Annotated in this window: 11 protein-coding genes; 6 read left to right on the top strand and 5 right to left on the bottom strand. The window is 67.8% G+C overall.

The features are described from left to right. Nucleotides 1-2: 2 nt before the first annotated feature. Together CRJ03_RS17895 and CRJ03_RS17890 are read left to right on the top strand one after the other, a co-directional pair. Nucleotides 3-212: a hypothetical protein gene (locus tag CRJ03_RS17895; protein ID WP_104020232.1), complete on the top strand. Its 210-nt coding sequence runs from the start codon at nucleotides 3-5 to the stop codon at nucleotides 210-212. 3 nt (nucleotides 213-215) lie between these two features. Further along, nucleotides 216-1,061, top strand: a complete 846-nt coding sequence (locus CRJ03_RS17890) for an urea carboxylase-associated family protein (protein WP_104020231.1) — start codon at nucleotides 216-218, stop codon at nucleotides 1,059-1,061. Between the two features lie 281 nt (nucleotides 1,062-1,342). Here the strand turns inward: CRJ03_RS17890 and CRJ03_RS17885 are convergent, their stop codons facing one another. Continuing rightward, nucleotides 1,343-2,464 (bottom strand): transporter, encoded by a 1,122-nt coding sequence (locus CRJ03_RS17885; protein WP_104020230.1) that lies wholly within the window; start codon nucleotides 2,462-2,464, stop codon nucleotides 1,343-1,345. 71 nt (nucleotides 2,465-2,535) lie between these two features. Next, nucleotides 2,536-2,916, bottom strand: a complete 381-nt coding sequence (locus CRJ03_RS17880) for a hypothetical protein (protein ID WP_104020229.1) — start codon at nucleotides 2,914-2,916, stop codon at nucleotides 2,536-2,538. Nucleotides 2,917-3,075: 159 nt separating this feature from the next. Between CRJ03_RS17880 and CRJ03_RS17875 the strand changes: the two genes are divergently transcribed. Next, nucleotides 3,076-5,961 (top strand): error-prone DNA polymerase, encoded by a 2,886-nt coding sequence (locus CRJ03_RS17875; protein ID WP_104020289.1) that lies wholly within the window; start codon nucleotides 3,076-3,078, stop codon nucleotides 5,959-5,961. 42 nt (nucleotides 5,962-6,003) lie between these two features. Beyond that, the gene (locus tag CRJ03_RS17870) at nucleotides 6,004-6,240 is read left to right on the top strand and encodes an Lrp/AsnC ligand binding domain-containing protein (RefSeq protein ID WP_104020228.1); all 237 of its coding nucleotides are present in this window, start codon (nucleotides 6,004-6,006) and stop codon (nucleotides 6,238-6,240) included. 294 nt (nucleotides 6,241-6,534) lie between these two features. On the opposite strand, the gene ade is transcribed toward CRJ03_RS17870, so the two are convergent. The 3 genes from ade to CRJ03_RS17855 all read right to left on the bottom strand — a co-directional run bounded on the left by ade (nucleotide 6,535) and on the right by CRJ03_RS17855 (nucleotide 10,691). Next, nucleotides 6,535-8,229: an adenine deaminase gene (gene ade / locus CRJ03_RS17865; protein ID WP_104020227.1), complete on the bottom strand. Its 1,695-nt coding sequence runs from the start codon at nucleotides 8,227-8,229 to the stop codon at nucleotides 6,535-6,537. Between the two features lie 274 nt (nucleotides 8,230-8,503). After that, nucleotides 8,504-9,901 carry an aspartate aminotransferase family protein gene (locus tag CRJ03_RS17860; RefSeq protein ID WP_104020226.1) on the bottom strand — a complete coding sequence of 466 codons (1,398 nt, stop codon included), beginning with the start codon at nucleotides 9,899-9,901 and terminating at the stop codon, nucleotides 8,504-8,506. Nucleotides 9,902-9,992: 91 nt separating this feature from the next. Further along, nucleotides 9,993-10,691 carry a GntR family transcriptional regulator gene (locus CRJ03_RS17855; protein ID WP_206018400.1) on the bottom strand — a complete coding sequence of 233 codons (699 nt, stop codon included), beginning with the start codon at nucleotides 10,689-10,691 and terminating at the stop codon, nucleotides 9,993-9,995. 141 nt (nucleotides 10,692-10,832) lie between these two features. On the opposite strand from CRJ03_RS17855, the gene CRJ03_RS17850 reads away from it, so the two are divergent. Beyond that, nucleotides 10,833-11,918, top strand: a complete 1,086-nt coding sequence (locus tag CRJ03_RS17850) for a polyamine ABC transporter substrate-binding protein (RefSeq protein ID WP_104020224.1) — start codon at nucleotides 10,833-10,835, stop codon at nucleotides 11,916-11,918. A 65-nt stretch (nucleotides 11,919-11,983) separates the two neighbouring features. Next, nucleotides 11,984-13,108 carry an ABC transporter ATP-binding protein gene (locus tag CRJ03_RS17845; RefSeq protein WP_104020223.1) on the top strand — a complete coding sequence of 375 codons (1,125 nt, stop codon included), beginning with the start codon at nucleotides 11,984-11,986 and terminating at the stop codon, nucleotides 13,106-13,108. Nucleotides 13,109-13,112: the final 4 nt, after the last annotated feature.

Genomic DNA, 13,112 nt, shown 5'->3' with positions numbered 1-13,112 from the left:
GCATGCTGGTGGTCGTCGGCCTGATCGTCGCCTTCATCCTGGTGATGATCTATTCCAACCGCGCGACGCGCGGCTGCCGTTGGCGCGAATACCGGGTGAGCGGCTGCGACCTGCGTCGGCGCTGGCGCTGCGCGGCGTGTGGGGCCGAGGTCTTTACATCTGATGGCGACGCACCGAAGGTCTGTCACGATCCCGGTCGCCAGAGGAAATAGCCGATGACCCACCCCCCCGCCGATGCTGCCACGCGCCGCGCCGTGGCCCCCGTGATCTGCTACCCCAACGACACGCTGCCCGCGCCGGATCTAGGGCTCTACCGTGCCGCGCGCGAGGGGGCCGCGAAAGTGGCCGAGGTGGTGGTGCCCCCGCGCGAGGCCGCCTGCTTTCGCGTGGGCGCGGGGCAATTCTTCCGCATCAGCAGTGTCGAGGGGCCGCAGGTGGGCGATCTCAACCTGTGGAACGCCGATGACCTGTCCGAGCGGTTCTATTCCGGCAAGACCCGCGCGCTGCACGGCACCCATGTCACCACCGGCGAGCGACTCTGGTCGTCCTTCCCGCACCTGCGCCCGATGGCCACGATCATCGCGGATACGCTCGACTGGTACGGGATCGACGAATATGGCGGGTCGGTGCATGACGTGATCGGCACGCGCTGCGATCCTTACACAGGCAACCTCTTGTCGGGGGTTCAGTATCACCATTGCTGCCATTCCAACCTGACGCGCGCGCTGGCCGACGAGCTGGGCGTGTCGCTGGCCGAGGCCGAGCCCCATGTCCATGATGTGCTCAACGTCTTCATGTGCACCGGCTTCACCCGCGACACGGGTCAGTATTTCATGAAGGCCAGCCCCGTGCGCCCGGGTGACTATCTGGAGTTCTTCGCCGAGATCGACCTTCTGGGCGCCCTTAGCGCCTGCCCCGGCGGCGATTGCTCGGCCGAGCACACAAGCGACACGGCGGCGTGTTTCCCGCTTCTGGTCGAGGTGTTCGCACCCGCGCCGGGTGCGCTGGAGGGCTGGCAGAGCCCCCCGCGCAACGGCTATGACCGCAGCCACGGGCGGTAGCATACGGCACGGGGCAGGGGGGTTAGTCTGGAGCGGACGCTCGTAGCCAAGTACCCCCGCGCGGAGTCGAGGCGTGCTTGCACGCCGCCGCGCGAGCACCCGACCGCCCGGACGGGCGGGTGCTTTTGCGACGTTGCACACCTGCACGATCGCTCGACGTTCATGGTGCCATAAAGCGACGACCAAAGCCGTCGGAGCACCCGCCCTCGGTCGGGCACTCGCGCGGCTCATCGCATCCTGCCCAACAACCGCTTTACGCCACGCACCCCCCGCTCTGCCCCCTAGAACGGCTTGCGCCATGCCAGCGCGAGGGTCCAGTCCGTCTTGGACTGCACCCCGTTAAGGTCCTGGTAGAGCGGCACGCCCAGCTCCACCCCGATTCGGTGACCCTTGAACAGTCCCTTTTTCGGCGCGAGGTCGGCCCCGGCATGGAGCGTCACGTAACGCCCGCCGTAATTGCGCGGATCGGCCCCGAGCGACGGCCCCATGATGCGCGGATCGCGCCCGTGAATGCGCCCGGCGTGGCGGTATTCCAGTCGGCCCGAATAGCTGATCCACGGTGCCGCGCGATAGCTGAGCCAGCCCGAGACCGCCGCCTCGTGGCCGTGCCGATAGCCCTCGTCATTCTCGCCCAGCCGGATGATCCCGCGCGCCTGCGCCCCCCAGTTGAGCGCGCCGCGCCCGGCCTCCCATGTCAGGGCGGGGTGCAGGTCATAGGTGCCAGAGCCGAGCTGCATCGAGTAGGCCAGCCGCATGGTGGGCGTGGTGCCCATCGGGCTGAGCATCTGCCCCGTCTCGGTGATCGAGCCGGTGGGCAGGCTCAGGCCGAGGCCGAACGCGGTGCGGCTGCGCCCCGCCTCGTGCAGGGACCACAGCGCGCCGAGGCGGATATCGCCCAGGCCGTCACTTCGCGTGGTGCTCTGCCCCAGGACGGCGGTTCCGGTGGGGCCGGCATAGGTCCGCATGGTCATGGATTTCTTCACATAGGGCAGCATGCCCATCACCGTGAGCCGCGCGCCCGCGCCATACATCGCGCCCAGCATGTGCATCTCGCCGGTCATCTCCACCGGGGCCATGCGGATGGTGGGCGGCTGGCCCGGCATGCCGGCAAAGGCGTTGGGCACGGTCGTCACCAACGTGGCCGCATCTAGATCGTCGGTGCCCGCGCGGATGCCCGACATGGCCATCGCCCCCGCCCGGTAGACCAGCACCAGCCGCCCCTCGGGGATCTGGTGGCGGCCCGGCAGGCCGACGGGCCCGTGGCGGTGCATGTGGTGGCGGGCGTGGTCGTGGGGCATCGCGCCCCCCGCCTGCATGGCCGTCGGGGTCATGGTCTGGGCCGTGGCCATGCCGGCCAGCAGCCCGGCGCAGGCCAGCGCCGCGCCAAGGGATCGTTTCAGCATCGTGTCGTCCTTCGCAATCGGGCGCGCCTCGGGGCGGCCCGGTGATCTGTCTTGATGGATTCAGGGTCAGATCAGGCGAGGGGCGGGGCGCGGGGCCGGTGCGCTGGGGCAGGGCGCGCTGCGACGCGTGCCGCTTGGCCGGGCACAGGGGTGAGCGAAACCAGCCGTCCGGCGGGAACGGTCACGCCAATGTCGGGCAGGGCGAGCGCGGCGGTGATGCCGAAGGCGGGGCAGGGGTCGTGGGCGGCGTCGGGCGCGGGCTCGGCCGGGCCGCCGCCGATGGGGACATAGATGATCTCGGCCCCGGTGCAGATCGCCATCATGCCGGGGCCGGGCGCACCGCCCGCCATCACCACCGGCAGCGCCGCGACGCGCAGCGCGAGGATCAGCGCCAGCAGCACCGCCGCGCCGCCGCGCGCCCACCCTCTGCCCATGCCCCGCCTGCCCGTCATGTCCCCTGCCTTTCCGGTATCCGGTTATATGCGCGGTCACGAATTTGTGAACCCGCAAGACGGCCCGCGCCGGTTTTGTCGCAGGGTGGGCAGGCGACTCCACAAAAGAACAAAACATGAATATCCTGACCGGAACGCTGCCTGATCGAATCGCCCATGATGTTCGCCGAACTGTCCGCTACCTCGAATTTCACCTTCCTCACCGGGGCCGCCCACCCCGAGGAATACATCGAGCGTGCCGCCGCGCTGGGCCTCGCGGGCGTGGCGGTGGCCGATGTGAATTCCGTGGCGGGGATCGTGCGCGCCCATGCCCGCACGCGAGAGATCGCGCGGCAGGTGCGCGAGCGGCAGGCGCTGGAGGCGCGCGAGGGGCTGCACGGCCCGCCCGCACCGCACCCCGCGCCGCCCGCATGGGCCAACGCTCCCCGCCTCATCCCCGCCACCCGGCTGGTGCTGCGCGATGGCCTCACGCTCACCGCGCTGCCCGGCGACCGGCAGGGCTGGGCGCGGCTCTGTCGGCTCCTGACGCTGGGGCGGCGGCGCGCGGCCAAGGGGGGCTGCGATCTGACCCTTGCCGACGTGCTGGAGGGGGCAGGGGGTTTGCACCTCCTTCTGCACCCCGAAACCGCGCCCGGCTGGCAGGATCAGGCGCGGCGGCTGAGGGGCTGCCTCGGCGACCGGCTGCACCTGCTCCTGCACCCGCATTACGACGGGCGCGATCCTGCACGCTTTGACCGGCTGGCGGGGATCGCGGCGCGGCTCGGCCTGCCCACCGTCGCCGCCGCCTGCCCGATCCTGCACCGCGCCCATCGCCGTCGCCTCGCCGATGTGCTGAGCGCGATCCGGCTCGGGCTGACGGTGGACCGGCTGGGCCGCCACGCCCTGCCCAATGCCGAAGGGCGGCTGCGCTCGGAGGCCGAGATGCGCCGCCTGTTCACGGGGCACGAGGACGCGGTGGACCGCGCCACGGCGCTGGCCGCGCGACTGACCTTCTCGCTCGACGAGCTGCGCCACGACTATCCCAGCGAGGCGGAGGGCGGCGAGACCCCGACCGCGCGGCTGCGGCGGTTGGCCGAGGCGGGCCTGAACTGGCGCTATCCGCAGGGCGCGCCTGACCGCGTGCGCGCGATGATGGAGCACGAGTTGGCCCTCATCGCGCGGATGCGCTACGAGCCCTATTTCCTGACCGTGCATGACGTGGTGGCCTTTGCCCGCTCACGCGGCATCCTGTGCCAGGGGCGTGGCTCGGCGGCCAATTCGGTGGTCTGCTACTGCCTCGGCGTCACCTCGGTCAGCCCCGAGATCGGCACCATGGTGTTCGAGCGCTTCGTGTCAGAGGCCCGCGACGAGCCGCCCGATATCGACGTGGATTTCGAGCATGAGCGCCGCGAGGAGGTGATCCAGTGGATTTATGAACGCTACGGGCGTCACCGCGCCGGGCTGTGCGCCACGGTGATTCACTACCGCGCCAAGCGCGCCATCCGCGAGGTGGGCCGCGCGATGGGCCTGTCGGAGGATATGCTGTCGGCGATCTCGTCACAGATATGGGGCGCGGGCAGCGCGCGTCGCCCCGACGCGGCGCGCCTCGCCGGGATCGGCCTCGACCCGCGCGACCGCCGCCTTGCCCTGACGCTCGATCTGGTGGACGAGATCATCGGCTTTCCCCGCCACCTGAGCCAGCATGTCGGCGGTTTCGTCATCGCCGCCGACCGGCTGGACGAGCTTGTGCCCATCGAGAACGCGGCGATGGAGGAGCGCACGGTGATCTGCTGGGACAAGGACGACATCGACACCCTCGGCATCCTCAAGGTGGACGTGCTGGCGCTGGGCATGCTGAGCTGCCTGCGCCGCGCGTTCGACCTCTTGGCCGATCACCATGGCACGCGCTACGGCCTCGCCACGCTGCCGCCCGAGGACGGGCGCGTCTACGAGATGCTGGGCCGCGCCGACAGCCTCGGCGTGTTCCAGGTGGAAAGCCGCGCGCAGATGAATTTCCTGCCCCGGATGCGCCCGCGATGCTTCTATGACCTGGTGATCCAGGTGGCGATCATCCGCCCCGGGCCGATCCAGGGCGATATGGTGCATCCCTTCATCCGCCGCCGCAATGGCGAAGAGGCGGTGCGCTTTCCCTCGGACGAGCTGGGCCGCGTGCTGGGCAAGACGCTGGGCGTGCCGCTCTTTCAGGAACAGGCGATGCAGATCGCCATCATCGGCGCGGGCTTCTCGCCGGAAGAGGCCGACCGCCTGCGCCGGTCGCTGGCGACGTTCAAGAAGCATGGCAATGTCAGCGAGTTTCGCAACCGCTTCCTGCGGGGGATGCGCGAGAACGGCTATGACATGGACTTTGCCGAGCGGTGTTTCAGCCAGATCGAGGGTTTCGGCAGCTACGGCTTCCCCGAGAGTCACGCGGCAAGCTTTGCCCTGCTGGTCTATGCCAGCGCCTGGATCAAGTGCCACCACCCGGCGGTCTTTGCCTGCGCGCTGCTCAATTCCCAGCCGATGGGCTTTTACGCCCCCGCGCAGATCGTGCGCGACGCGCGCGAACATGGCGTGACGGTGCGCCCCGTCTGCATCAACGCGTCCTGCTGGGACAATACGCTGGAACCGGACGGGCGCGGCGGGCTGGCGCTGCGGCTGGGCTTCCGGCAGGTGCGGGGCGTGGCCCGCGAAGAGGCCGACTGGATCGCGGCGGCGCGCGGCAACGGCTACCAGGGCCCCGAGGACGTGTGGCGACGCGCGGGCACCGCGCCTGCGCTCATCGCGCGGCTGGCCGAGGCCGATGCCTTTGCCGCGCTGGGGATGTCGCGCCGCGACGCGCTCTGGCAGGCGCGCGCGATTCGCAGCGCAGCGCCGCTGCCGCTCTTTGCCCGCGACCTCGACGGCGAGCGGATCGACGAGCCCGCGGCAACCCTGCCCGCGATGAGCCTTGGCGAGGAAATGGTCGAGGATTACGCCTCCCTGCGTCTGTCCCTGCGCGCGCATCCGCTGGCGCTTCTGCGGCCCATCCTCACCCCGGCCCGAGGTCATGGACAATCGCGCGCGTAGCGGAAATACTCGCGGAGAAATCACCACAGCGGGAGAGCCAAAATGCGCTGCGTCTTCATCAACATCCGCTGCAAGCCCGGCCACTCCTACCGCGTGGCCGAGGACATCGCCCTGCGCGAGATACACTCGGAACTGCACTCCACCTCGGGCCCTTTTGACCTCTTGATGAAGCTCTATGTCCCAGAGGACGCGGATATCGGCAAATACATCAACGACAACCTGCTCGATATCGAGGGGATCGAGCGCACCGAGACGACGCTGACCTTCAAGGCATTCTGAGGGGCGCAATCGGGGGGGCTTGCGCTCGTGTGTCGTCGCGAATGACCCGGAGCGGACGTTCAGGTCTTGGTGCCCATGCGCGGAATCGAGGCGCGTTTACGCGCCGCCGCGCAGCGCCCGACCGCCCCCTCGGGCGGGCGCTCCTCGACGGTGCAAGTAACGGTAATTCCAGAAGTATCTTGCACCATAAATCGCGCTGCGTAACCGGTTTTGCGCCCACCCGGCGGTCGGGCGCTGCGCGGCTCATCGCCAGACGGTTCAATGTCCCCTCCAGGCCAGCCCCGCCCCGCTCTTTCACCCGATCAACTCGAACCGCGTCACGTCCACCAGCCCCCGGTCGGTGATCTTGAGCGCCGGAATCACCGGCAGCGCGAGAAACGCCAGTTGCAGGAACGGCTCGTGCAGCGCCACGCCGAGCGATTTCGCCGCCGCGCGCAACTCCACCAGCCGCGCGCGCACCTCCTCGAACGGTGCAAGACTCATCAGCCCGGCCACCGGCAGCGGCAATTCGGCCAGCACCCGGCCGCCTTCCACCACCACGAAACCGCCTTCGATCTCGGCCATCCGGTTCACCGCCACGGCCATGTCGCCGTAATCCATGCCGACGCAGGCGATGTTGTGGTGGTCGTGGCACACGGTCGAGGCAATGGCCCCCGCCCGCAGGCCAAAGCCGCGCACGAAGCCGGTGGCGATGTTGCCGTTCTTCCCGTGCCGCTCCACCACCGCGATCCGCACCAGGTCGCGGCCCGCGTCGGGGCGCTTGTCGCCGTCCTCGGGCGCGATCTCCTCGCGCAGGTGCTCTGTCAGGATGCGTCCCTCCAGGATACCGATCACATCCGTTTCCGCCCGGTTTCCGCCGTGGCGGAAATCCTCGGCGCGCACGCGCGGGGCCATGACCGAGCGCCGCCCCACCGGGGCCACCCCGCTGCGCGTGCCAAACGCGGCCTCATCGGCCACCCGGCCCGCGCACAGCACCAGCCGCGCGTCGCAATCCTCCAGCGATCCCACAGCCACGATATCCGCCCGTCGCCCCGGCGCGATCAACCCCCGGTCGCGCAGCCCGAACGCCTCGGCCCCCGACAGCGACGCTGCGCGATAGGCCGCGAGCGGCGAGGCTCCGCGCGCGATGAGCCGCCGGATCATGTGGTCGAGATGGCCTTCCTCGGCAATATCGAGCGGGTTGCGGTCATCGGTGCACAGGCACATGTAGGGCGCGGTGATGTCCGACAGCAGCGGCGCCAGCGCCTCGAGATCCTTGCTGACCGAGCCTTCACGGATCAGCACCCGCATCCCCCTTTGCAGCTTCTCGCGCGCCTCCTCGACGGTGGTCGCCTCGTGCTCGGTGCGGATACCGGCGGCGCAATAGGCGTTGAGATCGCGACCTGAAAGCTGCGGGCAATGCCCGTCCATGTGGCCCCCCTCGAAGAGCCGCAGCTTGGCCATCATGCCGGGGTCGCGGTGGATCACGCCGGGATAGTTCATCACCTCGGCCAGCCCGATGCCCGAGGGGTGGCCCATCACCTGCCGCAAATCCTCGGCCCCGATCTCGGCGCCCGCCGTTTCCATGTCCGTGGACGGCACGCAGGAGCTGAGTTGCACCCTGATATCCATCAGCGTATGCGCACTCGCCTCCTGGAAATAGCGGATGCCATCCAGCCCCATCACGTTGGCAATCTCGTGCGGATCGCAAATCGCGGTGGTCACGCCCCGGGGCGTCACGCAGCGGTCGAACTCCAGCGGCGTGACCAGCGAGCTTTCGATATGCAGATGCGTGTCGATGAAGCCGGGCACGAGGATGAGACCCGCCACGTCGATCACCTGCCGCCCCTCGTACTCGGCGCCGACGCCGACGATGGTATCGCCGCAGATCGCCACGTCGCCGGGGATCATCGCCCCCGTGACCAGGTCGAACACCGCACCGCCCCGCAGCACGAGGTCTGCCGGTTCGTCCCCCCGCCCCTGCGCGATCCGGTCCTCAAGCTTCGCCATTTTCCGCCCTCCGGTTGCTTTGCCTCACTGTCGCGCGGGAGGGGGCGGGGGGCAAGAGCGGTCGGGCGGTGATGACCCGCCCCGAACGACGCTTCACGCCGCTGCGAAATGGCCTGAAGCGGGCGTTCAGCACAACGCTTGAGGAGCCGCGCAGCGCCCGCCCGGGGGGCGGTCGGGCGCTGCGCGGCGGCGCGTAAACGCGCCTTGACTCCGCGCGGGGACCAGACGGCAACGTCCCCTCCAGGCCAGCCGCGTCAGCGCCTCAAACCACCCCTCACGCCGCCGCCTTCATCAGCCCCTCGTCGCGGACCTGCCGCTCCGCCTCGTCAAGCGAGCGCCACGCCCGGTCGATCAGCGTGTCGATTTCCGACTTCGAGATCACCAGCGGCGGCGAAATGATCATGCGGTCGCCCACGTGGCGCATCACCAGGTTGTTGGCGAAACACCGCTCGCGGCAGATATAGCCCACCGTCCCCGGCTCCGAGGCGAACTTCGCGCGCGCGCCCTTGTCCGGTGTCAGCGCGATGGACCCCATCATGCCCACGATCCGCGCCTCGCCCACCATCGGGTGCGCGGCGAGGCTCTCCCATTTTTCCTTCAGGTAAGGGCCGGTTTCTTCGGCCACGCGGGTGACGATCCCCTCCTCGTCGAGGATGCGCAGGTTCTCCAGCGCCACGGCGCAGGACACCGGGTGCCCCGAATAGGTATAGCCGTGGTTGAACTCGCAGCCATTCAGCACGCGCGCCACCTCGTCCGACACGATCGACCCGCCGATGGGCGCATAGCCCGACGACAGACCTTTGGCGATGGTCATGATGTCGGGGCGAATGCCGAGCGTCTGGCTGCCGAACCAGTTGCCCGTGCGGCCGAACCCGCAGATCACCTCGTCGGCGATCAACAGGATGCCGTACTTGTCGCAAATCCGCTGGATCTCCGGCCAATAGCTGTCGGGCGGAATGATCACGCCACCCGCGCCCTGTACCGGCTCGCCGATGAAGGCGGCGATGCGGTGCGGCCCCAGTTCCTCGATCTTCTCCTCCAGTTGCCGCGCGCGGGCGAGGCCGAATGCCTCCGGGTCCGTATCACCGCCCTCGGCATACCAGTGGGGCTGGTCGATATGGTGGATGTCGGGAATGGGCATACCGCCCTGCGCGTGCATGCCCCCCATGCCGCCAAGGCTCGCGCTGCCCATCGACGAGCCGTGATAGCCGTTGTGCCGCGCGATGATGATGTTGCGCTCCGGCTCGCCCTTTTCCGCCCAGTAGGTGCGCACCATGCGGATATTGGTGTCATTGGCCTCCGAGCCCGAACAGGCATAAAACACGTGGTTGAGATCGCCCGGCGCCAGTTCCGCCAACCGCTTGGCCAGCGCGATGGCGGGCACATGGCTGGTCTGGAAGAAGGTGTTGTAATAGGGTAGCTCGCGCATCTGCCGCGCTGCCACCTCGGCCAGCTCCTCGCGCCCGTAGCCGATATTGACGCACCACAACCCCGCCATCGCGTCGAGAATCTCGTTGCCGTCGCTGTCGGTCAGCGTCACGCCGCGCGCGCGGGTGACGATGCGCGCGCCCTTGGCGTTGATCGCGTCACCATGGGTAAAGGGATGCATGTGATGCGCGGCATCGAGCGCCTGAAGCTCGGCGGTGGGCAGGTGATTGGTGATCGTGGTCATGGCGGACCCTTTCGTCTCGGGGAATCGGGGGTGCGGCCCGGTCAGCCGCCTTCCACCAAGAATATGATCAAATTTATCGCTGTCAATCGAATCAGTCGTCCCGCGGCTGGCGCGACAGCGATTGGCGTACCTGCTCCATCCCCTGCACCACGTCGGCACGGATTGCCTCGGCGGCGGCCTCGGTATCGCCCGCGCGCATCGCCGCAAGCAGGTCCTTGTGCCGATCAGGCAGGCCCTCGGTGCCCACCCGTCCGCACACCACCCGCAGCGACGGACCAAAGCGCAGCCATAGCCCGTCTGCCACGTCCGTCAGGATCGGGGCCGCGGCAATTTCATAGAGCGCACGGTGAAAGCGGTGGTTGAGTTCGAGATAGGCGCGCATGTCCCCGCGCAGGATGGCGCGGTCGAGATCGTCGTCGACCTCGGTCAGGTGGTCAAGGTCCGCAGGCGTTGCGCGCTCTGTCGCGCGCCGCGCGAGGTGAGGGTCAAGCCATTGACGCGCAAAGATCAATTCCCCGATATTCCCGGCATCCAGCAGCGGCACCGAGACCCGCCTGTTGCCCTGGAACTCCAGCGCGCCCTCGGCGATCAGCCGCCGCAGCGCCTCGCGCACCGGCGTCATGCCCGCACCGAGCCGGTCGCACAGCCCCTGGATCGTCACCGCCTGTCCGGGGGCCAGATCGCCAAAGAGCACCAGCGCGCGCAACTCGCGATAGATCGTCTCATGCGCCGGAAGGCGCGGGGCGAGGGCGGTCTCGCTGCCCGTTTTGCGTGCGGTTCTCGATGTCACTCCGGCATCCCCGATGTCTGTGCAAACTCATCGCTTGCGAGTTTAACGGCTGCGTGAAAACATTACCATATTGCCATCCGCGGCAGTTTTTGATCAAATGCCACCAAGGCAGACAACGTGCCGAACCAACGGGAGACCACCATGAAATACCTTATACTGACCACCACCGCCACGCTCGCGCTCGGTACCGCCGCCGCCTCGGCAGAGGAAGTGCGCGTCTACAACTGGTCCGACTATATCGACGAATCGCTGCTCACCAAGTTCGAGGAAGAGACCGGCCTCGATCTCGTCTACGACGTGTTCGACAGCAACGAGGTGCTGGAAACCAAGATGCTCGCCGGCGGCTCGGGCTATGACGTGGTGGTGCCCTCGGGCACCTTCCTGCAACGTCAGATCCAGGCGGGCGCGTTCCAGAAGCTCGACAAGTCCAAGCTGCCCAATCTGGATAACATGTGGGACGTGGTCACCAAGCGTACCGAGCAATACGACCCGGAAAACGCCTACTCGATCAACTACATGTGGGGCACCACCGGCATCGGCGCCAATGTCGGCAAGGTACAGGAGGCACTGGGCGAGGATGCGCCGCTCGACAGCCTCGAACTGGTGCTCAACCCCGACAACATGGAGAAACTCGGCGACTGCGGCGTGCATTTCCTTGACGCCCCCGCCGAGATGATCCCGATGGCGCTCAACTATATCGGCGAAGATCCGAACAGCCATGACCCGGACGTGATCGCCAAGGTCGAGCCGATCCTGATGGCGGTGCGCCCCTACATCCAGAAGTTCCACAGCTCCGAATACATCAACGCGCTGGCCAACGGCGATATCTGCGTCGCGGTGGGCTGGTCCGGCGACATCCTTCAGGCGCGCGACCGTGCCGACGAGGCCGATAACGGTGTCGAGATCGTCTACAACGCCCCCAAGGAAGGCGCGCAGATGTGGTTCGACCAGATGGCCATTCCGGTCGATGCCCCGAACCCCGACGGCGCCCACACGTTCCTGAACTTCATCATGGACGCACAGAACATGGCGACGGCGTCGAACTACGTCTACTACGCCAACGGCAACAAGGCGTCGCAGGAACACCTGGTCGAGGACGTGATCGGTGATCCGGCGATCTATCCCTCGCAGGAGGCGCTCGACAACCTCTTCACCACCACGCCCTACCCGGCGAAGGTGCAGCGGGTGGTCACCCGTCTGTGGACCAAGATCAAGTCCGGCACCTGATCGCGATGACCGGCCCGCGCCCTCCCGGCGCGGGCCTTTTCATATCCGTAAATGCCGGGGGCAGCATGGGGCAGACCGTCTTCGAGCCGTGGAACGATCCGGACGAAAAACCGCTCATCCAGTTCAAGAATGTCACCAAGCGGTTCGGCGATTTCACCGCCATCGACAACCAGACATTCGACATCTACGAGAAAGAGTTCTTCGCCCTTCTCGGGCCCTCGGGCTGCGGCAAGACCACGATGATGCGGATGCTCGCCGGCTTCGAGGCCCCGACCGAGGGTACCATCCTTCTGGGCGGGCAGGACATCGCCCCCATCCCGCCCAACAAGCGCGCGGTGAACATGATGTTCCAGTCCTACGCGCTCTTTCCGCATCTCTCCGTGTGGGACAACATCGCCTTCGGCCTCAAGCGCGATCGCATGTCGAAGGACGCGATCGCCGCGCGGGTCGAGGAAATGCTCACGCTCACGCGGCTCACGCAATTCGCCCGCCGCAAACCGCACCAGATTTCCGGCGGCCAGCGGCAGCGCGTGGCGCTCGCGCGCAGCCTCGCCAAGGCGCCCAAGCTCTTGCTGCTCGACGAGCCAATGGGCGCGCTCGACGCCAAGCTGCGGCAGGCCACGCAGTTCGAGCTGATGGACATCCAGGAAAAGACCGGCACCACCTTCGTCATCGTCACCCACGACCAGGAAGAGGCGATGACCGTGGCCAGCCGCGTCGCGGTGATGGACGAGGGCCGCATCGTGCAGGCCGACACGCCCGCGCGCATCTATGAAAACCCGAGCACCACCTATGTCGCGGATTTCATTGGCGATGTGACGATCATCACCGGTCGTGCCAGCCCGGCGGGCGAGGGCTACGAGGTGCACTATGCCGAAGCGGCCGCACCGATCTACTCGGCCTTCGATATCGACCTCGCCGAGGGCGAGACCTGCCACCTCGCGCTGCGCCCCGAAAAGGTTTCGATCACCGCCGAGCGTCCGGCGGACCGCCGCAATGCCGTGCAGGGCACGATCATCGACATCGCCTATCTCGGCAATCTCTCGACCTACCATGTCGAGATCGAAGGCGGGCAGATGGTCAAGGCGCAGGCCGCCAACACCCGCCGCCTCTCGCGTCGCGATTTCACTTGGGAAGACACGGTGTGGCTGTCGTGGACCGATACCGCCGCCGTGCTCTTGAGGGAGTGACGGG

Origin of the sequence: Roseovarius nitratireducens (assembly GCF_002925845.1) — a bacterium.
Classification (GTDB): Bacteria; Pseudomonadota; Alphaproteobacteria; order Rhodobacterales; family Rhodobacteraceae; genus Roseovarius; species Roseovarius nitratireducens.
Note: the sequence above shows the minus strand (reverse complement) of the source record. Positions and strands in the feature narration are given on the sequence as shown.